This is a genomic window from Gimesia sp., assembly GCF_040219335.1.
Classification (GTDB): Bacteria; Planctomycetota; Planctomycetia; order Planctomycetales; family Planctomycetaceae; genus Gimesia.
This window is the reverse complement of sequence record NZ_JAVJSQ010000040.1, coordinates 157,841-181,437: the sequence shown is the minus strand read 5'-3', so window position 1 is coordinate 181,437 and position 23,597 is coordinate 157,841. Positions and strand designations below refer to the sequence as shown.

At 52.5% G+C, this 23,597-nt stretch carries 20 protein-coding genes; 14 read left to right on the top strand and 6 right to left on the bottom strand.

What is annotated here, in order from left to right:
* Window positions 1–50: 50 nt before the first annotated feature.
* Genes RID21_RS29075 through RID21_RS29065 form a run of 3 tightly spaced genes read right to left on the bottom strand, consistent with a single transcriptional unit; the run spans window position 51 to window position 2,189 of the window.
* Window positions 51–1,154: a pilus assembly protein TadG-related protein gene (locus RID21_RS29075; protein ID WP_350195092.1), complete on the bottom strand. Its 1,104-nt coding sequence runs from the start codon at window positions 1,152–1,154 to the stop codon at window positions 51–53.
* A 56-nt stretch (window positions 1,155–1,210) separates the two neighbouring features.
* The gene (locus tag RID21_RS29070; RefSeq protein WP_350195090.1) at window positions 1,211–1,708 is read right to left on the bottom strand and encodes a TadE/TadG family type IV pilus assembly protein; all 498 of its coding nucleotides are present in this window, start codon (window positions 1,706–1,708) and stop codon (window positions 1,211–1,213) included.
* A gap of 40 nt (window positions 1,709–1,748) precedes the next feature.
* Window positions 1,749–2,189, bottom strand: coding sequence for a TadE/TadG family type IV pilus assembly protein (locus tag RID21_RS29065; protein WP_350195088.1), 441 nt, complete (start codon window positions 2,187–2,189; stop codon window positions 1,749–1,751).
* 279 nt (window positions 2,190–2,468) lie between these two features.
* Between RID21_RS29065 and RID21_RS29060 the strand changes: the two genes are divergently transcribed.
* The 3 genes from RID21_RS29060 to RID21_RS29050 all read left to right on the top strand — a co-directional run bounded on the left by RID21_RS29060 (window position 2,469) and on the right by RID21_RS29050 (window position 5,358).
* On the top strand, window positions 2,469–3,566 hold the full coding sequence (locus RID21_RS29060) for a LolA-like protein (protein WP_350195086.1): 1,098 nt from the start codon (window positions 2,469–2,471) through the stop codon (window positions 3,564–3,566).
* Between the two features lie 12 nt (window positions 3,567–3,578).
* Window positions 3,579–4,622, top strand: a complete 1,044-nt coding sequence (locus RID21_RS29055) for a LolA-like protein (protein WP_350195084.1) — start codon at window positions 3,579–3,581, stop codon at window positions 4,620–4,622.
* A gap of 214 nt (window positions 4,623–4,836) precedes the next feature.
* The gene (locus RID21_RS29050; protein WP_350195082.1) at window positions 4,837–5,358 is read left to right on the top strand and encodes a hypothetical protein; all 522 of its coding nucleotides are present in this window, start codon (window positions 4,837–4,839) and stop codon (window positions 5,356–5,358) included.
* A 25-nt stretch (window positions 5,359–5,383) separates the two neighbouring features.
* Here the strand turns inward: RID21_RS29050 and RID21_RS29045 are convergent, their stop codons facing one another.
* On the bottom strand, window positions 5,384–6,229 hold the full coding sequence (locus RID21_RS29045) for a hypothetical protein (protein WP_350195080.1): 846 nt from the start codon (window positions 6,227–6,229) through the stop codon (window positions 5,384–5,386).
* Window positions 6,230–6,510: 281 nt separating this feature from the next.
* Here RID21_RS29045 and RID21_RS29040 point away from each other — a divergent pair, with 281 nt between their 5' ends.
* From RID21_RS29040 to RID21_RS28990, 11 genes are all read left to right on the top strand, one after another.
* Window positions 6,511–7,554 (top strand): hypothetical protein, encoded by a 1,044-nt coding sequence (locus RID21_RS29040; protein WP_350195078.1) that lies wholly within the window; start codon window positions 6,511–6,513, stop codon window positions 7,552–7,554.
* A 492-nt stretch (window positions 7,555–8,046) separates the two neighbouring features.
* Window positions 8,047–9,330: a leucine-rich repeat domain-containing protein gene (locus RID21_RS29035; RefSeq protein WP_350195076.1), complete on the top strand. Its 1,284-nt coding sequence runs from the start codon at window positions 8,047–8,049 to the stop codon at window positions 9,328–9,330.
* 76 nt (window positions 9,331–9,406) lie between these two features.
* Window positions 9,407–9,994 (top strand): hypothetical protein, encoded by a 588-nt coding sequence (locus RID21_RS29030; RefSeq protein WP_350195074.1) that lies wholly within the window; start codon window positions 9,407–9,409, stop codon window positions 9,992–9,994.
* Window positions 9,995–10,154: 160 nt separating this feature from the next.
* Window positions 10,155–11,783 carry a DUF1559 family PulG-like putative transporter gene (locus RID21_RS29025; RefSeq protein WP_350195072.1) on the top strand — a complete coding sequence of 543 codons (1,629 nt, stop codon included), beginning with the start codon at window positions 10,155–10,157 and terminating at the stop codon, window positions 11,781–11,783.
* A gap of 374 nt (window positions 11,784–12,157) precedes the next feature.
* The gene (locus RID21_RS29020; RefSeq protein WP_350195070.1) at window positions 12,158–13,630 is read left to right on the top strand and encodes a DUF1559 family PulG-like putative transporter; all 1,473 of its coding nucleotides are present in this window, start codon (window positions 12,158–12,160) and stop codon (window positions 13,628–13,630) included.
* A 142-nt stretch (window positions 13,631–13,772) separates the two neighbouring features.
* Window positions 13,773–14,246, top strand: a complete 474-nt coding sequence (locus RID21_RS29015) for a HEAT repeat domain-containing protein (protein WP_145187479.1) — start codon at window positions 13,773–13,775, stop codon at window positions 14,244–14,246.
* Window positions 14,247–14,358: 112 nt separating this feature from the next.
* Window positions 14,359–16,542, top strand: coding sequence for a sialate O-acetylesterase (locus RID21_RS29010; protein ID WP_350195068.1), 2,184 nt, complete (start codon window positions 14,359–14,361; stop codon window positions 16,540–16,542).
* Between the two features lie 360 nt (window positions 16,543–16,902).
* Window positions 16,903–17,877 carry a DUF1559 domain-containing protein gene (locus tag RID21_RS29005; protein ID WP_145041940.1) on the top strand — a complete coding sequence of 325 codons (975 nt, stop codon included), beginning with the start codon at window positions 16,903–16,905 and terminating at the stop codon, window positions 17,875–17,877.
* A gap of 163 nt (window positions 17,878–18,040) precedes the next feature.
* Window positions 18,041–18,529 carry a carboxypeptidase-like regulatory domain-containing protein gene (locus tag RID21_RS29000; protein WP_350195066.1) on the top strand — a complete coding sequence of 163 codons (489 nt, stop codon included), beginning with the start codon at window positions 18,041–18,043 and terminating at the stop codon, window positions 18,527–18,529.
* A gap of 1,136 nt (window positions 18,530–19,665) precedes the next feature.
* On the top strand, window positions 19,666–20,166 hold the full coding sequence (locus RID21_RS28995) for an FxsA family protein (protein ID WP_145187501.1): 501 nt from the start codon (window positions 19,666–19,668) through the stop codon (window positions 20,164–20,166).
* 172 nt (window positions 20,167–20,338) lie between these two features.
* Complete coding sequence (locus tag RID21_RS28990; protein ID WP_350195064.1) at window positions 20,339–21,628, top strand: outer membrane protein assembly factor BamB family protein; 1,290 nt, start codon at window positions 20,339–20,341, stop codon at window positions 21,626–21,628.
* Between the two features lie 22 nt (window positions 21,629–21,650).
* On the opposite strand, the gene RID21_RS28985 is transcribed toward RID21_RS28990, so the two are convergent.
* Together RID21_RS28985 and RID21_RS28980 are read right to left on the bottom strand one after the other, a co-directional pair.
* Window positions 21,651–22,076: a 3-hydroxyacyl-ACP dehydratase FabZ family protein gene (locus RID21_RS28985; protein ID WP_145041946.1), complete on the bottom strand. Its 426-nt coding sequence runs from the start codon at window positions 22,074–22,076 to the stop codon at window positions 21,651–21,653.
* Between the two features lie 54 nt (window positions 22,077–22,130).
* Window positions 22,131–23,558 carry a phytoene desaturase family protein gene (locus RID21_RS28980; RefSeq protein WP_145187510.1) on the bottom strand — a complete coding sequence of 476 codons (1,428 nt, stop codon included), beginning with the start codon at window positions 23,556–23,558 and terminating at the stop codon, window positions 22,131–22,133.
* Window positions 23,559–23,597: the final 39 nt, after the last annotated feature.

Below are 23,597 nucleotides of genomic sequence, written 5' to 3'. Positions count from 1 at the left end.
TTAAAGCATCCCACCCCGGGCCTCTCAGTTCCGAGCTATCTCGTCCGGGCTCATTCCACCATCGCCGGAGCAGCGAAGGCCCCTTCCACAAGATCCGTAGTAATGCTCAGATCGGTCTGTGGCTTCAACAGGGCATCGTAAAGATGCGACTTCTTGATACGCAGATAAGTATTTTTTTCCCCACCCCAGTGTGAGTCGATGACTTCACAGACCGCCCAGCCCACGACGTGGAATTCCACGTGGCTGCCACCGCTGTCCGCGGAATCATACACGGGAATCAGACGTTTCTGGCCTTCGATGGCATTGATGGCCAGCTTCAGACCGGAAGAGAGCCCCGGGTCGCCTGACATGTATAATGGAACCCGGCTGTCAATGTATTCATTCGAAGGAATACGCCCCTGCGTATGCAGCGCGTCGAGGTCATACTGCCTTAAGCCGTTTAGAATCTGGTCCCGCATGTCGTCGGTACTGTTCAGACTCCCGCCGATATCGAGGGTCCCCCAGTTCCCGGGGATCGGGGCTCCGATGTTGTCTTCCAACCGACCATCGCCGTAGATGCTCCAGACATCCCCCAACTCGGTGTTATCCCATTCCGACTTGGGGATGGTAAAGGGGAGAACCCCGACGCCTGGTGTCAGCAGGCTGCCCTTCTGCAGGATGGCCGTTGAAGAGGCGCGAACGGCGGATTCGTTAATTCCCAGGATGCGGGCGAAGAACAATGAGACAGGCGAGTTGGCTGTCTGATCGAATCTTAATGTGACTCGAACGGTGTCGAAGGTGCCCCAATCCAGAATGGTGAAGTCGTCGTAGACTGAGGAGGGATCATAGCGACCGATTTCGATATCGGAATCGAGGACGGCGAAATCGGGAATGTCTTTCAGATTATAGGCGACATACTCGCGAACCCGCGCACGGACTTTTACCAGGTCCTGGTAGCCGTCTGCATCGGGTAACAGATCCCGTACCGCTGCCAGTACAGCCGCATCCGCAGCACGCTGCAGGTCGGCCCGTTTTTTGAGGAGGTATCCATAGTCAACGGTGAACGCCACCATTCCCAGCAGGGGAACCATCAGCACGGCTGTGAAGACCGCAATTGCGCCTTTGCGATTCCGTCGCTGTCTGTCTTTCGCGATTACTGTCCGATGAACGCGCATGTTCTTTTGCCTCTCTACCTGATTTCGACTTTTACCTGCTCTGATTTCGCCTGCAGTCATTCACGTCGCATTACGGTGGTGGTCTCGACGGATCTCCCGTCAAGTCCCGGGAAGCCGGTTAACCAGCGAACGGAGTCGTAGCGAAAGATGACCTGGACGGCGACCGGCTCTCCGGTAATAAGCGTCGAAAGGTCACCATTTAAAACTGCTGTTAGATCACCTTCGAGCAGTGAGATATTCAGACTGCGGTAAACATTGACCGTTAAAGCACTGTCAATTTCTGTGGCCGAGACATGGGGAAACTGCTGGACGAAATAATTCAGAACAGCAGCCCGAACTTCGGACCGATTGAGGGCCGTATTCTGAGAGGCCTGTCGCGCTCCCGCATAGGAGGCGTCATTGACGACCTGGGCCATATTCACGAACTGGCCAGAGTCGATTGCTCCCAGGGTAATCAGCACCAGTAATGGTGCCACCAGGGCACACTCCACTGCTGCGACGCCTTTTCGTTGAGAAGATTTCTGAGCTAAAGCTGTTTTGCGCTGGGTGAGCATGCTTCAGTTCCTCCCGTTGGTTCTATTGTTGAGCGGACGGTCATTCCCGTTTCATCGTCGACTGTCCTCGCAGGACAGACTGATTCAAGAAGCGGGGAACTATCCAGGAAACGTCGGAGTAATTGACTTCGACGGTAGCAGTGATGGTGGTACCAGATTCCAGTCCTTCAAGCTCGGTCGGCTCAAAATCGATGCGGCAAAGGCTGGCATCATTGGCACTGGCGATCGTGGCCTGCATGTGATTGCGGATAATGGATTCCGCGTTAGAAGTGGTAATCGTGCCGACAAGTACCGCTTTCCGGCACCCGGCCCGGGCGGCGTCGGTCAGGGCCTGCTTGACCATACCCATGCGGGTAAATTCAACCAGCCCCATGATCAGCAGAAAGAAAAGCGGAGCGACGATGGCCATCTCAACCGAGGCGGCACCAGAACGCTGATGAACATGACACAATCGTGATTTGATGTGTTGCGTATTCTGCATGATTCTGATTTCTCTGGAATGTTTTATCTATCCAGCATTAAGTTTACCCCATTTTTCAAGATGAGTGTTTTTCTCCTGAATTTCCTGAGAGAATCTGGTGCGATCCCTGTTTGACTCTGCGATTGGATGAATTGTACGGGATGTCCCGACGAAAAAGTGTTTTCCTTTCGCAACAAGTCACTATACAATCGACGGCTAGAGAATGCAGGCACACCATGAAAACATGTGAGTTAACGTAGCGGATTCTAATCCCCGCTACCGGGATGACTGGAGACTACCATGATTAAACTGTCTGCCTGCAGGTGCATTATTTTCGTCTGGCTGATGCTGTTTTTCTTGCCAGTCAGCCCGTCCGCCGCTCCTCAGCAGGACCAGCAGTCCGAACAAGATCAAGAATTGCAGGCACTGATCAGCGAGTTGGAACAAAATGAAGCGTTCTACTCTGAACTGAAACTCAAACTGCACGAGAATTACCAGCAGCCGCCTGGTAATACCCGCCCCACGTGGAAGGTCGAAAATGAGACGGAATACTCGATCCTGGTCCAGGGAGAGAAATTCCGCCAGGATGAGATCACTGCGGGGAAATTTCGACTACATACACAGAACCCCCAGAAAAATCAGAGGCACTTCCTGGAGGGGATGAATACGACGCTGACGCTGTTTGACGGAACCACCTATCGTCGCTTCCATGAAATTGATCATGAATCCCCGGGCGCGGTCGGTCAACGCAATCGGAACAAACTGGGAGAAATCTCAGATTTACCCAAGCGAATGGAAAACTACGGACGGCCGCACATGCTGCTCGAGAGCTCGCCCCACGTCCCGCTTTCGATTTTCTTGAGCGGAAAGAAAGCCATGGTTCATTTTCCAGGATTACCAGTTCATCCCAAGCCATTCCAGGTCAAAGCCTGGATTGAAGGGACGGGAGAGATTCAGGGATTGAAGTGCACCCAGGTCGTGGTCGAACGGTTGAATGACAGTGGTGTCCGGTTCTCGAAGCAGATCTTGTGGCTGGCCCAGGAGCGGAACCTGATACCGGTGAAGATCGTAACCTATCACGACCAGTTTTCACGAGAGAAACCGATCAAAGAGGCGTTCGTCGACGAATGGCAGCAACTGGGTGCCGGCGTCTGGTTCCCGCGTCAGGCTCACATCGATCGCTATAATCTGTTTTTATTCAAATATAATGGTAGCTACGAGATCGACTGGCGGAGACAGTACACCGTTCAAGAGATCACGCTCCATCCGAAAGTGCAGCAGCAGGATTTTTCGGTCCTCATGTTTCCCAAGGGGACCACGGTGAGATCCCGGTTCAATCACCAGCAGAGTAAATATATCGTCGGTGAAGAGAAAATAAGACCGGCGGAAAAAGAATAAAAGGAGTTTCCCATGCAGGCAGGCAAATCGATTTTGATTTCTGGATTGCTGGTACTGTTGCTGATGTCGGCTACGCGCATCCAGGCAGACCAGCCACAAGGCAAGGAATCAGCAGAGCTGCAGACACTAATTCGAGACGTGGAACAGCAGGAAGCCTTGTATCGGAATCTTAAGCTCCAGATGCAGTTAGTCTATCAACAACCCCTCAAACCCGCTGATCCTGAGAAGCAGGTAAAATTGAAGTCGGAACTGACTCTGATTGTGCAGGGAGAAAAATATCGTCAGGAAAAACAGACTAAAGGACGTTTTCAACAGGGTTACTTCGTTCCCCCCAATAAACCGTATCATCATTTCAGCAACGGTACACAGGAGTCGTGTCAGGTCTATGATGGCGAGACTCTGCAAAAGTTCTCTCACTATGACCGGGACCGCGGTCTCACCAACGACGAACGACAGACAGGAGGATACGGCGACATCACTCACGAACAGGTACGTATGGAGAATCTGTTAAGACCGCATATGCTACTGTTTAATCATGGGCCTCGGGTTCCACTCTCCACCTGGCTGAAAGGAACTTCCGCGGTCGCTGCGTCTCCCGGCCTGCCCAATTACGACAACCGGACAGCATATACAACAGAAATACTGGGAGAGGAAACCGTCCAGGGGCTGAAGTGCATCAAAGTGCAGATCGATCGGAGACGAAATTCGGGCAAGTCTGAACTTCGAGATGTGCTCTGGCTGTCCCGCGAGCGGAATCTGCTTCCGGTGCAGGCAGAGACTTATCAGCTTTCCCGATCGGCAGAAATCCCTCAAAGCGAAGCCTGGGTCGATGAGTGGCTGGAAGTGCGTCCCGGCATCTGGTTCCCCCGGACTTTTCATACGGACCGCCTGGACTGGATCATGTATGTCCTGAAAAAGAAACAACAGGTCGGATGGCAGAAGGCGTATGTCGTCGAATCGGTGGAATTTGACCCGAGTCTCCCGGCGGATACCTTCACGAAACTCGAATTCCCGGAGGGGATTGTCATTGATGGAAAACATCTGTTGAAAAATTAAACAAGTTTTCTAATAGACAACAGGTGAGAATCCCCTCTCGAAGATCCATTGGGTATCCCTGACACATTTTCCGATCTATCCCCTGAACCTGCGGGACCCGTTGACTGTCCCAGAGGTGGTAGTATCGACCAGAACTGTTTTTCTTCCGTCAGAAACCACTCCCGATAAAATGATCTGCGGGAATCAGTCTCGGTCCCTGAATAAAGAAGCTGCCATGCTTCCGTCCCGTGAGATTCCCCAATATCAAGATGATTCAGACGACTGGTTACGTTTTCTCGACAAGGCGGCGAAGGGGTCGATCAAGGCAGAAGATTGTCTGCACTCAGCTGACCTGGCCTTCATGGTCGCGTTGACGGGAGATCCTGAATCACCGAACAAGCTGGATCTGGGTGAATATGCAGAACAGTTTCGTCTGACGTTTCCCGCATCTCCTCCCGGCAATACGATTCACGAGCTGATTGAACTGGCAGTGGAACACCGGTGGTTCCCACATTTGTTTTGCGGCTCTGAAACACGCATTCATCCGGATGCAGACTACGCACAGCTCTGGAAACGGAGGCGCTGTGTGCGAACGGCTGCGTTACTGAATGATGCCCTGCTGCATTGCCTGGAGCACTGGTCAGCCAATGACTGCCTTCAATGTCTCGATGAGTATTCCGTCGACTTTAACTCGCGGATTATCGTTTCGGGAATGCTTTACCTGAGTTTCACCTGGCCTGAAGAACCGCGTTCTTGAATTCAGGAATTGAGTCAGATGGGGGTTACGCTGCACCGTGCTTCTGCAGTGCCTGCTGGAGATTGCTCCAGAATGCTTTCTGGCTCTCATACTTGTCGGCGGGGAGTTCGTTCTTCCTGGCTTCCAGGGCTTCGAGTTGATTTTTGACTGCGGTGCTGTAGGAGTAGTCTGCATTCGCGAAGGGATTTTTGAACTCGGGATCCCCCGGCTGGTGCTGGCGTACAAACTGTCCGTTTTCGTCGATTTCGATGTTGGCCGTCAGCATGGGTAGCATCATCTGAATCTGCGCAGTGGCGATCTGTCCGAAGTCCATGCCCTGGGTTGCTTCATTCCAGGCAGCGACGACCTCCGCGGGTGTGTTGCTGTTCGGGAAGCGGAGACCATAGGCTTCTCCGTTACGGGTGAAGCCATCGCGATTCAGGTCGATCTGGGCTGCTCCCGGGAGCAAGAGATTCAGTGCCCCTTCCTCGGTAAGTGCGTCGACGTCAATCGGCTCGGCGAGGCCCTGTACTTTCTGTACGACTGCCAGTTCCTCAGGGGAGAGTTTCTGCAGGAAGCTCTGTGGATCGACGTAGCCCCCTTCATTATGGGCACGCACGATGAGATTGCCGAAGGACTGCTGCAATTCCTCGGGTTTCTCAACCTGGCTGTAACGTCCGGTCCGCTGGCTGTTAAACCAGCTGTCCCAGGAACGCTGCAGGCTTTCAACCGTGGGTGGCTCGGCGTCGGTCATCTCGGCAGACACGTACCCCTGACGTCCCACCTGGGCCAGCATCGCACTGAAGATGTTCTGCACCGCGTGGTCCTGGTTTTGCTTGTCCTTGTTCGGCGTCAGCAGATTGCTGAGACTGGAAGCAGCATCGATTTTCAAGGTCATCCCCTTTTGACTGTCAGAGCCAAACAGTACCGGTTTGAAAAGTGCGCAAGTACACCCTGTTGAAATATATCGAATGTAACGATTATCCAACTTGAGTCTATTCCCGGTCCGCAGCGGGGAATCGCGACCGGAATTGGCATAACCCCCTGCTCTTGTGCTGCGATCCGTGCAGAAAAACATGTCAATCTGACTGAATTTTTGTATAATGCGTGTCGAACAGCGTCTGATTGACCAATTCGCTGCTGGCAACGACATCTGAATTCAGGAGTTTCTTGATGCGCGTGACACGTCAAATCGTTTGCTTCCTCTGCCTGACCCTGCTGACGAGTGTCTCCCGGAGCGCTCCCCCAGAACTGGAAGCAAAACTGCAGGAACTGATTCAGGCGCTTCAGAAGAATGAACGCCTCTACCCGAGTCTCAAGGTAGAACTGACACGCGCTCACACCGACGAACAGGCCTGGCTGTCGATCCCGGGCAAAGAACGAATTGAGCGAGTGGCGAAGATCTCCCTGGTGACTCAAGGCAAGCAGTTCCGCGAACAGATCCGGGAGGAAGGCGAGTACGCGGTCATCTCAGTTGGCTTGGGTCGGCCGAGCGCGAAGGAATCAAATCCCAACCGAATCAAAACCGGCACTGAAATCTGGACCGAAGTCAGCAATGGCAAGGTTTGCCGGATTTTGAACGAGAGCCTGTTTCCGGCGGAAAAAGAACCGCGTACCCTCAACGGTCAGATCACTGATCGAGTCCCGCCGCTTCCGAATCTGGCACGTCCGCATATGTTCCTGAGCACCGGTTTGAATGGTGACCCGCTTTCCGTTTCTCTACGGGGAGACGACGCGGCCCGCGCTGATCAGGGAAGCTCTTCAGATAAGAACCGGGAACACCCCCTCATCCGGGTACTCGACACCGTGGAATACCAGGGACACCCCTGCATCCGCGTGCGCAGGGAGACTTCAAACGTGCGACGCGAGTACTGGCTCGCAGAGGACCGCAACCTGATCCCCGTGCGGATCTTGAGCTTCGATGATCGCGGAACAGAATTCCTGCCGTCATCAGAAGCGGTCGTCGAGGACTGGTGGGAGCTCCAGCCCGGCATCTGGTATCCCCGCCGCGCGACCATCAAACGCTTTAAGACATCGCGATTCCGCCGCGAAGAGAAACCGGTCCTCGCCTGGCGAATGGATTTCGCTGTGCAATCCGCCGAACTGAATCCCAAAGTGGAAACCTCGCTGTTTTCCAGTCTTGATTTCCCACCGGGAACCAGTGTGAGTGTGTGGGAAGACGGTAAACAGGTTCGCACGTATGAGCAGGGCAAATGAGCCTCGGCACACCACAGGTTATAAATCATTATGGCAGTTCTACTCTGTGATTCCTTAAATCTAAAAAATATCCAAGTGAAGGATCTACACGATTCCAGAATCTTCAAATCCATTATTTTTGTTTCTCTATTCCTGTCGATGATGCACAACCTCGTTGTTTCAACGAAAGCGGGTTCTGTAAACAGGAGCGTGGAGGCCCGAAAGCCACAGGATCCAGACGAACCTTTTTGCCAACTGCAAAATGAGGTTCAAAGACTGGGAGGAACGATTGAATTTGGGAACAATCTGAACCTGAACTTCATAACAATCACTTTTCCTGAAAGTGATAATCCCGATGCAAAGCTTCTGCTTCTCAAAAAAATAAGTGAGTATGAGATCCTCAAACTTCCTGAATCTGATGCTTTGAAAGACAGTCCTGCCCCCGTCACGAAAAAGAGACCGGGATTCGCCCTGAGTTTTGAAGGGAGCAGGCTCACACAAGAGATGATAGCAGTGATTTGCCGAGATCTGGATCTGATCGGTCTCTCCCTGAAATCGACAAATGCCGCGGAATTAGACCTGTCACCTTTGAAGGATCAAACGAGCTTGAAAGCCCTCGATCTTTCAATCAATGAGCTTACAGATCAGGATTTGGCGTGGCTTAAAAATCTGGTCAACCTGGAGGTGTTGAATCTCAGTGCAACTGATGTGACAGATCATGGAATTCAACAGCTGACGGGTCTGAAGAAACTCAAGTCACTGGATCTCACCCTGGCCCCCCGTATCAGCAATACTGTATTTTCTTCTCTCGCTCAACTACCCGAATTGAAACGTCTCTGGCTGGCGGTCACTTTAGTTGGTGACGCAGGAATGCCTGCGTTGGCAAAACTGCAAAATCTGGAGCAACTTAATCTGGGACACACAGAGATTACGGATCGTGGCACCCAAGCACTGAAATCGCTGGTGAATTTGAAAGTGCTCTCTCTGAACGGCAATCAGATTACGAATGAGGGAACCCGCTTTTTGAATTCCCTCACTCGTCTCGAGTCATTACATCTCCATAAAACAAAAATTGGAGACGCCGCGTTAAATAACCTGAATCATTTAACAGAACTGAAGTGGCTCGACCTGAGTGAAACCAGGATTACCGGTACCGGGCTGATCCATCTCAAACAGCTCCCTCACCTGGCTCACCTTGATCTCTCTAAATCTAAAATCACCGACTCCGGTCTCTCCTCTCTGAGTCAATTAAAACATCTGACTTACCTGAATCTCAATCATACCGCAATCACTGATGCAAGCCTGAAACCAATTGGTGAACTGGTCAATCTCAAATTCCTGTATCTTGATTTTACCAATATTGATGGAACTGGTTTCCAATACCTCAGCCGTTTGAAGAACCTGATCTCACTCCATGTAATGCGTACTGAAGTCAAAGATGCCAGCTTAGAACATCTACTTTCACTCCCAAGGTTACTCTCGCTATCCCTCGCCGGAAGTCCGGTGACCGACGCTGGATTAAAGGTCATCGGTCAAATCGATTCCCTGCAGGGAATTTCGCTGGGATATACTGAAATCACCGATCAGGGCTTACAACATCTGAGTCAGCTACCGGATTTACGCAGACTCAGGTTAGATTATTCAGATTTAGAGGGAACAGGACTGGACGCACTCAAAGTCCATCGCAAACTGGAATTTCTGGGACTGTTAAAAACCAAAGTCCCCCAGTCCGCGGTCGATCGTTTCCGTGAGCAGCACCCCGATTGCAAAATTGTATATATCCCCCCTCGAGAATGACGACTTGATCCAGGACAGGAATCAAAGATGAGTGTGCTGCAGGTGTCCGTTGAATCGGTAATCTTGTGAGAGAAAGATGAATAGTTGTTATGCGTCATACAAGAAACTGCTGCAACAGTTTGTCGACGCCTTTGGACGTCTCGACGACCTTCTCGCCCCGGATGAAACACCAGCAGAAATGCTCGTCGAACAATCCTCAGAAACCTGGGACAGCTGTAGTGAACCCCGCACGTGGAAACCCATTGTGAGAGAGACGGACGCTTCTGCCCTGGTGCCACTCTATCAGAAACTGCCGGGGCGATTACCAGTGTTGTACGAACAGTTGGTGTTGCACTGGCGATGGCTGGAAGTTGATCTGGGAAGCCTGATCCTGTTTGCCAATCCACCAGGGCCGGGTCTGGCAGGCTTGGAAGCGACTCTGTTTCGAGATGCAGCTCTGACAGAGACATTGCTCCCGGCCGGCTATGTCCCTTTCGGGCGTTCCACCATCAATTACGATCCCATCTGTTTCGATTTGAATAGGACGAACGCGGACTCGGATTGTCCGATTCTGCAGTTCGAACACGAAGCCCTGCTCTGTCATGCGAAAATTGGTGACCATCAACAACGCTGGTCCTCTTTTCGAGAGTTAATGACAGACGTGATCCGGAGCGCGGGCGTCTGACAGTCCAGTAAACTCCGATTTTTTCCTGATCTTGGTTTGCAATCCCCCTCAGTCCGTCTATACTCGATCGCGTATACCCCTGTCACGTAGTGCCGTACATCCTGTCTCATTGGAGAATTTCATGCAGTGCTCACTGAGATCTCCGGGAAGCCGTTCCCGTTTGCTTTCTATAATTCTGTCTGTGGGAGCCCTGGTGTGCCTGTTGCTGACCGGTTCGGCGCAGTTGCAGGCGCAGGACAAGGTTCCCGAGAAGCGGGAACCATTTCGGTTGGATGTGGTGCCGGAAGAGGCGTTGGCGGTGATTGCGTTTCGCCCGGCTCAGTTATTGTCGGAACCAACCTTAAAGCCGATCCGTGAGTTGCTGCTTAAAGACATGGAACGAAGCCCTGACATGGCTTTTCTGGGATTGAAGCCCATGGATGTCAAATCGGTTACGGTAATCTATTTATTTCTGGAACCAGGGGAAACCGGTCGTGTTCCTTTCAAGACTGTGTTCCTGGTTGAGACGATAGACGAGCTGAAACAGGCACAGATGAAGCAGCTGTTCTCGAAATCCGAACTCGTGAAAGCCGATTTTCAGGGTAAGACTCTGCTGACGAAGGATTCGAAAAACAGAGATACACTGGTGTTTCTCGATCAGAACTCGTTCCTGATTTCAGACAAGACCAGCGGCGTGAAAACGATTTTAGACCAGTTACAGAATCGGGATAATCGGGTCTGGACCAAACGGCTGACAGGGGTCTCCACCACTTCAGTTGCAGCGGGCATTAACATGCAGGCCCTGCGGACCAGACTGGGAGAAGCCCTGATCCAACCCATGACGAACCGCATCCCGGCCTGGCCTTTGATCGCCCCGATCTGGGAAAACACAGAAATCGCGACTCTGGGGGTCACCCTCCAAAAAGACCTTTCCCTGAAGCTGATTTTCGATCAGAAAAACAACAGCGAACAGCTCAAACAGTCCCTGGATGCTCTGCTGCTGCTGGGAAAGAACATGATCCGTCAGTTTCAGGCAACGCGGGGAAATCTGGACCGTCCCCTGCGTCCGAATGAAGAGTCTTATCTCAAAAGGTTAGAGAATGCGTTCACAGAGGCTCAGGTAACGCAGAACGACTCACGCGTGACGTTTTCCAGCGTATTCAAGCAGGATCTGCTCAACCAGATGGTGGACCTGACAATTCCCGCAATTCACCATGCCCGTACTGCAGCCCGCCGCGCCCGCTCGAAGAACAACATCAAGCAGATCCTACTGGCACTGCACAACTACCACGAACGATACAATCACTTTCCTCCCGCGGTCGTACTGGGCCCCGATGGAAAGACACCTCACAGCTGGCGAGTGGAACTGCTGCCTTATCTCGATCAGCAGGCACTCTATGATCAATATCGCATGAACGAGCCGTGGGACAGTGAGCATAATCTCAAGATCGCTGAGACTGTCGTTCCTGTTTTCAGCCATCCAAGTTCCAGCAAGCCAGCCAATACCGGATACTTTGTAGTGGTGGGAGACGGCACCGCCTTTGGATCCAAAGAGGGTGTGTCTTTCAAAGAGATCACCGGGGGAACAACTCAGACGATCGCCATTGTGGAAGCCAAACGTGATATCCCATGGACCAAGCCGGAGGACATTGCTTATGACGGTAAGAAACTCCCGAAATTCGGAGGTTACTACCAAGGTGGTTCTCAGGTGGGAATGTGTGATGGATCTGTGAAATTCATCTCTGAATTCCTGGACGACGACACCTTGAAAACACTGCTGTCGATCAAGGAGAGTTTACCGGAACGTTGAGTCAGAGTTGCCACAGTGCAAGGCACTAAGATTTTACTCCACGAAAAGCACGAACAGTTACTTGATCGGCTGGCATCCTGGAAGAGCCAGACGCTTACCCTGGGAAGGCTGCAGTGACGGAGTCTTTTCTGGTAACGCGTTCCTGCTCGACATAAGACACGACTGATTCACCAATAAAGCATACTGATCTTCGCTTGGAGAGTTTCATGCAGCGCCTGTTTCATTTTATAGATAGCCGTCCCTGGCAGTTGGCTGTAATTCAGTCTGCAGTGTTCCTGGCATGTATTTTGCCGTGCAGCTTTTCATTTTCTGCAGAGGAAAACAAGACAGCGAAACCAGAACCGTTTCGGCTGGATCTGGTGCCGGAAGAGGCCGTGAGTGCTTCTGTAATCCGCGTTGCACGACTGCTGCAAGAACCAGCGGCTCAGCCACTGAAAGTATTCGCGTTCGATGATTATCACCCTCAGTTCGGCCTGCTGGGGTTAAATCTCACCGAGATTCAATCATTGACGCTCATTCACTTACAATTGCAGCCTGCTCAACGCAACCGCCTGCCCAGGACTGATGTGCTAATTGTCCAGGCCCGGCAGAAACTCGACCGAGCACAACTCCGGAAAAAGCTTTCTTCCGGGAAACTTGTTGAAACCAGTTTTCAGGGAACCTCATTTCTTACCGACTCAGCCCCCGATGGAGTCGCGTTGTTGTTTCTGGACGATCACACGTTCGTCCACGCCAGTAAAACGAGTTTCCTCAAACTGATTATTGATCAGAGTCAAAATCAACCGAACCGGATCTGGACAGATCGTTTACAGCCTGTCTCATCAGCAACAATTTTCAGCGGTGTCAATATGCAGGCGGCACGGACGCAAGAGGAAGCGGGCGCTAATTCCAAGCGAGACCGTACTCAATTTTTTAATCCTTCGCAATTCAGTGTCTGGAAATATCCTGATCTGATCTTACAGGGGACTTCAATCCAGGATCAATTAACCATGGAACTGATCTTTGAACAGCAGGATCACAGTCTCGAGGTCAAGCAGTCACTGTCAAAGTTCGTGGATATGATGCAGGAACTCATTGCACGCTCCCAGGCATCAAATCCGAGTCAACCAGCTCAGCCTGATAACAGACTCTTCGAAGAAGCCCTGAATAACGCTCTCGTTTCTCGATCCGGGAACCGAGTCAAATTAGCAACATCTCTGAGCAGTCAGTCCTGCAACGAGTTGATTAAGAATATCATCACTGCATACACACCTCCCCCTGCAGTGGCGCGCCGCCCAGACTCAAAGACTAACCTCAAGCGGATCATGCTGGCTCTGCTCAACTATGAAGCAACCTATAGGCATTTACCTCCGGCAGTCGTTATGGGTCCTGATGGGAAAACGCCTCACAGCTGGCGGGTGGAAATCCTACCTTATCTTGGTCATGCGGCACTTTACAGGCAGTACCGGATGAACGAACCGTGGGACAGCGAACATAACCTTAAGATTGCCCAGACAGTGGTTCCCGAATTCCGACATCCTGATTCAGAAATACCTGAAAACTCCTGTTATTTTGCTGTTATCGGAGAGGGTACCGCGTTTGGTAATCCAAAAGGGGTCGCGAGTAATGAAATCTCGGACAACCACTCAAAAGCAATCATCATCGTCGAAGCCAAACGGGAGATCCCCTGGACCAAGCCGGAAGATATTTCTTATGACGGTAAAAAGCAGCTTGAATTCGGCGGTTTTCAGGAAGACGGGTACCATGTGGGGATGTTTGATGGCAGCGCTCAGTTTATCTCAGGTATGATCGACAAGGAAATAATCAAATCAATGCTGATGATTGGAGATGGTCAACCGCAAGAGTGACTCTGATCCCTGAGTGGTTTGACGACGGCAGACACGTAGATTGACTACCACGAAAAACACGAAAAGATGATGATGGGCCGGGGTTCTGGTAAATTGTTTGTTTTTCTGCTTTGTTGATTTTTCTTAAGGCTTGATTGAAACGATGGCCGCTCCCGCATGGTCTCTTGAGACGCTGATCCATACGCTGTTTACGGGAGAGAAACTCCCGGGGGAAACCAGCGATGCTCCCCCCTGGCCTTTAGCCTGGGATGATGAATACCGGCGGAGTACGGTTATCAGTCATATCGATCAAGATTATGGGGAGCTGCCACAAGCCATTGATGCCCTGCGACGATTTGCTGAATCGGGGGATGTGCCTGAGGCCCGCATGCGTTGTGTGGAATTGCTGGGGGTCAAAAGTCAGGTCAAACCTCTGATTGAACAGCTGCTGGAAGATGAGGAGCCTGAGCTTCGCCTGTATGCCATCGAGTATCTGCTGGTAAATGAACCGGAACGATTTGCAGAACTGGACCAACGGTTCCGTGATGACGAAGACTTTCAAATCCAGGATGTGCTGGCAATCTTTAAAAGGGGTGAGCCGATCCCCCTGTATTGCTATGCCATGCCCGAGAAATAGTCTGCCTGTCATCGACCAGTCTTGCTTGTGAATCGTCTGAAACAGGATTATGATCGTGGGTCCTGTTAAACTTCTCTGCTTACTTACACCTGATCGGGAATGAGTGCCTGCCATGCTGATACTGCGCCGTTTTGCTCTGCTCTTTGTCTCCTGTTTTGTTCTCTGTTCTCAGCTGACGGATGTGCGGGCCGATGTCCGGCTGCCGCATATTTTTGGCGACCATATGGTGCTGCAGCGGGGGCAGGAGATTCCTGTCTGGGGCTGGGCGGATGCCGGCGAGCAGGTCACCGTTCAACTCAAAGCGGACAGCGTTGAGACAACTGCCGACGACCAGGGCAAGTGGATGGTCAAGCTGCCCGCCCAGGTGGTGGGCGATCCTGTCACGCTGACTGTGAAGGGGAAGAACACCGTCACATTCCAGGATGTGCTGCTGGGCGAAGTCTGGCTCTGCTCGGGTCAGTCGAACATGGAGTGGCCCGTTTCGCGGAGTAATGATTTTGAAAATGAACAGGCGGCTGCCAATTTTCCGCAGATCCGTCATATCAAGGTTCCCCGCGTTCCCAAAGGCTTTCCGCAGGACGATGTCGATGCCCAGTGGACCGTCTGTTCTCCCGAAACAGTAGGCGGCTACACGGCAGCGGGCTACTTCTTCGGACGCAAACTGCACCAGGAACTGAATGTGCCGATCGGGCTGGTGAATTCATCGTGGGGCGGAACCCGCATTGAACCGTGGACGCCTCCCGTCGGATTTGAAAAGGTGCCTGCCCTGGCGGCGATCTTCAAACAGGTGCAGTTGACCAATCCCGCGACCGGTGCCTACAAGTCGGTCCTGGAGCGCTACCTGCAGCAACTTGATGCCTGGTCAACCAAAGCAAAGGTCGCGCTCAACGCCGAAACCCCACTGCAGCCGGCTCCCGCTTATCCCGCGGCGATTCAACCGCTGACCAGTCACACTTCGCCGACAACACTCTACAACGGGATGATTCATCCGCTGGTTCCCTTTGCCATGCGTGGCGCGATCTGGTACCAGGGAGAATCCAATCATGTGGAAGGAATGATGTATTATGAAAAAATGAAAGCCCTGATCAACGGCTGGCGCGACGTCTGGAAGCAGGGTGAGTTCCCGTTCCTGTACGTGCAGATCGCCCCTTATCACTATGGCAGTGAATCGCCGAGCATTCTGCCCCTGTTGTGGGAAGCCCAGAACAAGGCCCTGGAGATTCCACATACCGGTCAGGTAGTCATTCACGATATCGGCGATCTGAAAGACATTCACCCCACCAACAAACAGGACGTCGGGAAGCGTCTAGCGTTGATCGCCCTGGCGAAAACGTACGGACAGAAGGATCTGGTTCATTCCGGACCGACTTTCAAATCACTGAAGAAAGAGGGGAACAAGCTGCGAGTCACGTTCGACAATGTGGGCAGCGGTCTGGTTGCGCGCGATGGTAAGCCGCTGAGCTGGTTTGAGATCATCGGCAAAGAGACCGACTTCGTCCCTGCGGATGCGGTGATCGAGGGAGACTCGGTGGTGCTCTCATCTCCCAAAGTCAAAGAGGCAGCAGCCATGCGGTTTGGCTGGCATAAACTGGCCGAGCCGAACCTCTCGAACAAGGAAGGCCTGCCCGCTGCTCCCTTCCGTGCCGGCAAGGTTCCCGAACGGGACTGGCTGTCACTGAAAGTCGACGAATCCAAAAACTATAAGCTGATCTATGACCTCGATCTGAAAAATCTGGGGAAGGAGATCAAGTACACGCGTGATCTAAGTGGAAGTTTCACGCAGCCCTTCAAGCGGATCGCCTATTTCCTGGAACTCCAGAAACCGGGTGAAGAAACCCAGTATGTATTTACATCGATGGACGCGTTTACGGACGACCTGAAGAAAATCGCGGTGCCGACACTGGGTAGCAAAGCGTACTTCCAGACGAAGGTGGGAAATCTGAATGTGGTTTCAAATGTCGCGGGCATCGCTACGGGGACCGGGCTGAAGGGGGGAAACATTGAGTTCTGGCCCGGAAACTATGGTCCCACGAACTCGGCGAATATCCCGAACGCAAGTACCAGCCTGTGGGACTTCGGCGATGAGCCGGCAGAACCTTCAGACGGTTACGGCAGTATGCAGGTGCATAACTTTGAGGCGAAGCAGACGATCTTCGCGATCAACCAGTGGAAAAGCGGTCCCAACGCAGACCTGGGTATCGGCAACAGCTCCGGCCGTACCCGCGACTGGACGTTCATGTCGAACGCGTCGCAGTACGATGTGAAACGGTTACGGGTTCTGGTGCTGCCTGAATAGGTGGGTCGTAATAACGTTGGTTTTTACGACCACGAAAAGCACGAAAGACACGAAATTTAAATGCCTTCCTGACGCTGTTGGGGAGGCATTTTTTGTTTGATGACCTGCGGATTTCATGATGCTGCTGAGGTAGATCGTGTGTCTTAATTCGTACGGTTCTTACCTGAGAAGCTATCAACCGGGGCTAATGCCCTGCTCCCTTTCTGGTCTTCATATCAATCTTTCCTATTGTGAATGTTTGTAAACTTTATATAATATTATATATTTATATTAACGTAACGTAACATTAATGATTCCGAATGCGAGTTAAGCACGTGCTCAATAACTTCTTTCATATCTTACCTTTGAGGAAATGATTTTATGTCGAGACAACTCCGATCCCGTAAAGGATTTACACTGATCGAACTGCTGGTCGTGATCGCCATTATTGCGATTCTGATTGCTTTGCTGTTACCTGCGGTTCAGCAGGCCCGTGAAGCGGCCCGCCGGTCGGACTGCCGAAACAAGCTGAAACAGCTGGGACTGGCACTGCATAACTATAACGAAACGCATACGGTCTTCCCTCCCAGTACTGTTGCCAAGGGGCTCTGTTCTTCCGGTACCGCTGCCGGCAATACGCTGAATGGTAATGGACTGGTTTTGCTGCTGCCGTTCCTTGATCAGAGTGCCTTGTATAATCAGCTGAACTTCTCGCTCGCGTTTGACGATTACAGCCCCGGTTCAGCGCCCCTGCCCGGCGGCGGTGCGACCACGAATGCTGACCTGGTGAATCGTAGAATGGCGATCTTCAACTGCCCGTCCGATCCGGGTCCCCAGGGTATTCCGGTCTCCAGCAGTTACATGCTGCCCGGCGGTTCGAACGAACATCGTACGAACTACGACTTCATCGTGTACCGTCTCTCCTATAACCATTGTAATAGCTGGACCAACCGTTCCCCCACCGTACGGACCATGTTCGAAGATGGCAGCAAGTGCCGTCCCCGCGATGTTACCGACGGGATGTCCAACACAGCCATGATGGCAGAGACCCGTCAGGCCTGTTGTGGTAACGGGGCGAACGCCAACTGGGGTGGTCGCGGTTATACACAGATCGGTCTGACCCTGGGCGACATGATCCCCAACCGCACCGTTCGCAACAGCTCCAGCTATCCGGGCGGATCCCGGGACTTCACTCCCTGGCTGGGTGACTGGGGAACGACTGGCAGTTCTCATGTAGGTGGTCTGCATGTGCTGCTGGGTGATGGTGCCGTCCGCTTCATGGGCGACAATACCGATCGTTCCATCCGACAAAACCTGGAACGGATCGCCGACGGTAATGTTCTCGGCGAATGGTAAGCCGGAACCGGATCGTCAGTGATCCACATCCCTCAGCGTCTGTGCGTTGAAAGTATTCAAATGGCGAACCACCTGGGTTCCGCTACCGCGGATTCCCCGGGTGGGTTTCACTATCTTCCTCCCTGCTTTTGATTATCCCTCCGTTCCTCATAGAAGGTGCTTCATGTTGACTCTCAATTTACGTCCTGTGCAGACAGGAATTCTGTTGGCTGCTGCCGCTCTGCTGCTCCCGGGTTGTGGTGCTTCCAGCGAACAACCCGATTTTGTCTCTGAACTGGTTCCCGTGACAGGAATGGTGACTTTAGATGGTGCCCCTCTGGAGGGTGTGATGGTCAACTTCATGCCGCAGGAGGGAAATGCGATTGCCTACGGTCTGACCGATGCCAGCGGAAAGTATTCACTGCAGCCGCAAATGTCAGGTCAGGCAGAGAAGGAATCCAGCGGTGCCCTGCCTGGCGAGTACCAGGTTTATATCAGCAAACTGGTTCTCCCCGATGGGTCCGCTGTGCCAGAAGGTCTCTCGGACGCGGAAGCCGAAGAAAAGGGAGCCAAACAGCTCCTGCCGCCGAAATACTCGAGCCCGGCCAACAGCAGTCTGAAAGCGACCGTGGAAAAAGGACAGACAACGGTTGATTTTGAATTGAAGAAGTAAGGTTGATTCAGTTTGGGCAATGCACCTCGAAAGTCATTTTTTTCGGGGTGACGTTGGCTGTGAGACTGTCACTTTCAATAAGTGCGAATGGCACAGATGCGTTGGCGAACAACGTGCTGTGCGGTTCGCACTTTTTTTGTTTGTTAACCACGAAAGGCACGAAAATTCACTGACTGATTTTCGGTTGCGCTGTGATCTGCGACTTTCTGTTTCCTATTATCACTGGTACCTGATATGCAGTGGAGATCTTCCTCTATTCCTGTTTGTGCCGTTCCGTATGATATCTGATTGCGTTTGACGCAACGTAATTTGTTCGGAGTGTTTCCGGGTTTCCCCTGGGGGATTCACTAAAACTTGATGGCCGCCAGACGGGAGGACACGCAGGTCCTCCCCTACTTTTCTGGAATCGAACTGTGTTGTTGGATTGGGCGTTCTCCCTGACAGTTTCCTGCTCGCTGCGCTCGGCCCGAATTTTATTCGGGCCCACCCGCTGATGTGAGCGGAATGGGTTTTGTTGTTTGTTTATTATTTCATCGTTTACCGTGGTTACCGGCGGCTAGCGCCTTGCCGCTCAGGAGATTGAGTCAGATGCACTTTCAATGGAGGATAAAGCTGATGCGTTTTGTTTTCTTGATGTTCGTTATCTTGTTGATGCGCTCGGGGAGGTCAAGCCAGAATTTTGTCCTGGTGTGTCGGGAATTTTGTCCCAATGCGTCCCGGATTTTGTCCTGGTCTGGCTGGTTTGTGTCCCCGTGTGCCCAGCTCAAACGGGGAACATCGTGCACGCGTTCGGAATGTTCCTGGTGGATACCTGGTGAAAATCGACGCGGATTCAGGTGCTGTTGTGACACCGGTTCTGCAAGATCAGTGCGGAGAGTACCCGCCTCGCGCGCGAGCCAGAAACAAACAACATACGATTCGGCAGGTGTGAATCAAGTGATTTTTATGCACTGTGTTTGATCCTTTGAGCACGTTCACACGTTCTATTTTTTACGATTGTGGGCCTATGAGAATTTTCGTTTTTCAGAAAAAAGAGAGTCCCCGTCTCGAAAGGTGGGGATGTTCAGCGGCGTCGGTTTGGTATAGAATGAACACCGGTGCCTCGCATTTAGTAACTTTTTTCCTGGTGGCCGACTGTGCTGTTTCGCCTGTTTCTGTTATTCACGCTGATTCCCCTGGCCGAGCTCTGGCTGTTGCTCTGGTTCAGTTCGCTGACCAGTCCGACCGTCACGTTTGGCCTGGTTGTTGTTACGGGAATACTGGGTGCCTGGCTGGCACGCAAACAGGGTGCGCAGGCCTGGAAGAAGATCCAAGTGAATCTGGTTCAGGGACAGCAGCCGACAGGCGTTGTGCTGGACGGTCTGATGATTCTGATCGCGGGGGCGTTTCTGATCACCCCTGGCATCATGACAGACATGCTCGGATTCGCATTACTGATTCCCCCTGTTCGCGAACTGCTCAAGGTGCATATCGGGGAATGGCTCCGCAAGAAAGCGATGCTGCAAGTCCAGAGTCATGCGAGCTTTCATTCGAGCCACGCCGGCTTTCAAGACTTCGGCAGTACACAGAGCACCGTGAAGGAAGAGGATATCATCGACGTCGAGTTCGTTCGTAAAGAATCCTCAGAAACAGATTGAAGCCGGTTTACAATTGCATCGGGTGTGCCGAGTTCTATAATCAGAATGAGGCAGGAAACAAGGCCTGCACGTTAACTTCCTTTAGTTATTATCCCCCGATATGGCGGCGTTTCGTCGTCCGATCGAATCTCGATCTCCTTCCCGATTTTCTACTTCGATACAGGATTCCGTAATGTCTGCGTCCCACTTACGATGTCTGTTTTCCGCTGCCTGCCTGCTGGCTCTGGTTCTAACTGCTCCGGCGCGTGTCTCGGCTGAGGAACCTTACTGGAACCAGTTCCGGGGCCCTCATGCGGATGGTACATCGGAAGCGACCGGACTCCCCACGACCTGGAGCGAGAAAGAGAATATCGTCTGGAAGACGCCGATTCACGGGCGGGCCTGGTCGTCTCCCGTGGTCTGGAAAGATCAGGTCTGGGTCACGACTTCAACCAAGGACGGAAAAGAGCTGGGAGTCGTCTGTGTCGATTTCAACACAGGTAAGATTCTGATCGATAAGAAAATCTTCGATGTGGAGAAGCCGCAGTATATTGATCCGAGTAATTCACACGCCTCGAGTACACCGATCATCGAAGAGGGACGGATCTATGTGCATTACGGTGCCTATGGAACCGCCTGCCTGGATACGAAGAACGGAAATATCCTCTGGGAACGCCGCGATTATCCCTGCAATCACTGGCGGGGTGCGGGGTCGTCACCCATCATTTACCAGAACCTGCTGATCCTGCAGTATGATGGTTACGATTACCAGTACATCGTCGCGCTGGATAAAGAGACCGGCAAAGAGGTGTGGAAAAAAGATCGCGACATTGAATATGGAACCAAGAATGGCGATTCCAAAAAAGCATTCGCCACGCCCCGGGTGATTGAATACGAGGGACGCGTGCAGCTGATCAGCCCGGCAGCGAAAGCAACTGTTTCCTATAACCCGCTGACGGGAGAAGAGTACTGGAAGTTCTACTATCCCCAGCACTCCGCTGCGAATCGCCCGCTGTACGATGGTGAGAAGATCTACGTCGGTACCGGTTTCCCGAAAGCGCACCTGTACGTGGTCAATCCGGGTGGTAAAGGGAACGTGACTGATTCGCACGTGAAATGGGTCGAGCAGAAGGGGATTCCTTCCAAGCCGTCACAACTGCTGATCAACGGCCTGATCTATATGATCGACGATAAGGGCATCGCGTCGTGCCTGGATGCCGAGGACTCTGGCAAGCTGGTCTGGAAAGAACGGATGGACCGCAGTTCGTTTTCGGCCTCTCCGATTTATGCAGATGGGAAGATCTATGCTCCGGACCGTGAAGGAGTCACGCGGGTGTTTGTACCCGGTAAAGAATACAAGGAACTGGCCGCGAACCAGCTGGAGGAAGGCTGTGTGGCATCGCTGGCAGTCGCTGGTAAGTCGTTGATCCTGCGCACCGAGCATTTCCTGTATCGGATTGAAGATCAGTCCGCGGAGAAATAAGCGACGCGTTGAGCGTTTCTTTTTAAGCCTCGGCTGCGGTCACAGCGAATTCGAGACGGACAGCGGTCTCTTTGCCGACCGAGAGCTTGCCGGTAAAGAACCAGGCACCGCCCATTTTTTCACTGAGAGTCACCTGGATATCAATCGTCTCCCCCGGCTTGACCATCCGGCGGAACTTGGTGTTGTTCAGCCGGGTAGCAACGGGTACTTTGTCGCTGGACGGGGCATCTGTCTTCGCGATGAAGACAGCGGCAGCCTGCATCGCGGCCTCACAGAGAATCACGCCAGGCAGAACCGGGTGATCGGGATAGTGTCCCTGAAAAAGGTCCAGGTCGGGTGAGACGAACTTGCGGGCGTGGATGCTGTTTTCTTCCAGCGCGACGACTTCATCGAGCCACAGAAAAGGTTCCCGGTGCGGAATACAGGCTTTGATTTCATCCAGATTCACGAGATCAATCCGTTTCTATTGTGTGAGCGGGTCTGTGCGAACAGGGGCGGCGGTTCAGATGCTGGCGGCAGCGGGTGTCAGGTATTTATCGACGTCGTTACTGACGATCACGCCGTAGTTCACAGCGCCGAGCCAGCCCGACATGATGATTCCGACCGAGCCGGCATGGTACAGGCCTTCGATTTGTTCGGGCAGTTCCTTACTGACCTTGAGACCTTCGAACTTGGTTCCGAACGAGGCTCCCTGCAGGTGCTGTGTGTAGCGTTGGAAGGTCCGCGGGGTGGAAGCTTCGAGATGGTCCACACGTTCGCGGATGTTGGGAACGTACTGTTCGAGGCAGTCGAGGGTCGTCTCGATGAGATGATTCTTATCGGCTTCGTACTGGTCGTCGGGAAGATTAGCCCAGTCGCTGAAATTCGCGTTGGTCGACGAGACGATCAGGGAGCGTTCGCTGCCAGGCCGGGTCTCGGGATAGTAGAACGAGAAGGTGCGGCTACTGACCTCCTTACTGAGCATGGCTTTGATGTCGAAGCCTTTGTGCTCGGAATGGAAGAGCAGGTCGCCACAGAAATCAAGTTCGTCGCCCGGCTTGAGAGCGATATAGACCTGGGTACTGCTGTTGTTGAGGCGGACGGCTTTGGTTTCCTCGACGTACTCGGGATCGAAATGTTCTTCGCCCACGAGGTTGAGGATGGTGCCTTTGATATTCGAGTTGGACATGATGGCCTTACAGCCGATGCGACGTCCGTTGACCACGACGCCGGTCACACGACGGTCGGGGGTGACTTCGATCTTCTCGACCTGTGTGCGGATACGGACATCGACACCGTTGCGTTCCATTTCGGCCTTGATGAGCTTGACCAGGTGATCGGTACCGCCGCGGAAGGTGTAGACGCCCTTCTGCATGAAGTTCGAGAAAACGATGCCGTAGGTGATCGCGGGATCTTCGAGAGTCGAACCGTTGGCGTAGGAGATCGGTTCCATGAGCAGGCGGACGACATCATCGCGGCCGGGGAAGAACTCTTCGAACAGTTCGCGGGTTGTTTTGCCCTGATCATCGAAGAAGTTCATCTTGCGGGCAGTGTCAAAGAAGTTCTTGACGGTTTCGGATTCGATGCCGAATTTTTCGATCAGCAGGCGGGTGAAGTCATCACGAGTGAAGGTGGTCTCCAGCGAGAACTGCGGATTTTCAAAGCGGACGCCTCGCAGGGGGACGATGTTATCTGCGATCTCCTGGGTCCAGTATTTCCGACAGCTCTTGAGCATGCCGTAGGGGAAGCCGTGGAGAGAGATATCAAAGATGTGCCCGTTCTGCCGTTTGAACCAGGTGGCCATGCCTCCCAGCTGGTAATGATGTTCCAGCAGCAGCACGGAGTACCCCTGCCGGGCCAGAATATTGGCGGAGGTCATGCCTGCCAGACCACTACCGATGACGATGACATCGTATTCGTCTTTTGCGTCTTTCAAAAAGTCTTTGGCCATAATAATTCAGCGTCGTATTTAAATCAGCAGAGAAGAAAA

Bases quoted from the DNA above. Each gene is read 5' to 3' on its own strand.
- RID21_RS29075 (WP_350195092.1), bottom strand. From the start codon at position 1,154: ATGCGCGTTCATCGGACAGTAATCGCGAAAGACAGACAGCGACGGAAT.
- RID21_RS29000 (WP_350195066.1), top strand. From the start codon at position 18,041: ATGTTGACTCTCAATTTACGTCCTGTGCAGACAGGAATTCTGTTGGCT.
- RID21_RS29070 (WP_350195090.1), bottom strand. From the start codon at position 1,708: ATGCTCACCCAGCGCAAAACAGCTTTAGCTCAGAAATCTTCTCAACGA.
- RID21_RS28980 (WP_145187510.1), bottom strand. From the start codon at position 23,558: ATGGCCAAAGACTTTTTGAAAGACGCAAAAGACGAATACGATGTCATC.
- RID21_RS29010 (WP_350195068.1), top strand. From the start codon at position 14,359: ATGCTGATACTGCGCCGTTTTGCTCTGCTCTTTGTCTCCTGTTTTGTT.
- RID21_RS29030 (WP_350195074.1), top strand. From the start codon at position 9,407: ATGAATAGTTGTTATGCGTCATACAAGAAACTGCTGCAACAGTTTGTC.
- RID21_RS28990 (WP_350195064.1), top strand. From the start codon at position 20,339: ATGTCTGCGTCCCACTTACGATGTCTGTTTTCCGCTGCCTGCCTGCTG.
- RID21_RS29040 (WP_350195078.1), top strand. From the start codon at position 6,511: ATGCGCGTGACACGTCAAATCGTTTGCTTCCTCTGCCTGACCCTGCTG.
- RID21_RS29065 (WP_350195088.1), bottom strand. From the start codon at position 2,189: ATGCAGAATACGCAACACATCAAATCACGATTGTGTCATGTTCATCAG.
- RID21_RS29060 (WP_350195086.1), top strand. From the start codon at position 2,469: ATGATTAAACTGTCTGCCTGCAGGTGCATTATTTTCGTCTGGCTGATG.
- RID21_RS29015 (WP_145187479.1), top strand. From the start codon at position 13,773: ATGGCCGCTCCCGCATGGTCTCTTGAGACGCTGATCCATACGCTGTTT.
- RID21_RS29050 (WP_350195082.1), top strand. From the start codon at position 4,837: ATGCTTCCGTCCCGTGAGATTCCCCAATATCAAGATGATTCAGACGAC.
- RID21_RS29005 (WP_145041940.1), top strand. From the start codon at position 16,903: ATGTCGAGACAACTCCGATCCCGTAAAGGATTTACACTGATCGAACTG.
- RID21_RS29055 (WP_350195084.1), top strand. From the start codon at position 3,579: ATGCAGGCAGGCAAATCGATTTTGATTTCTGGATTGCTGGTACTGTTG.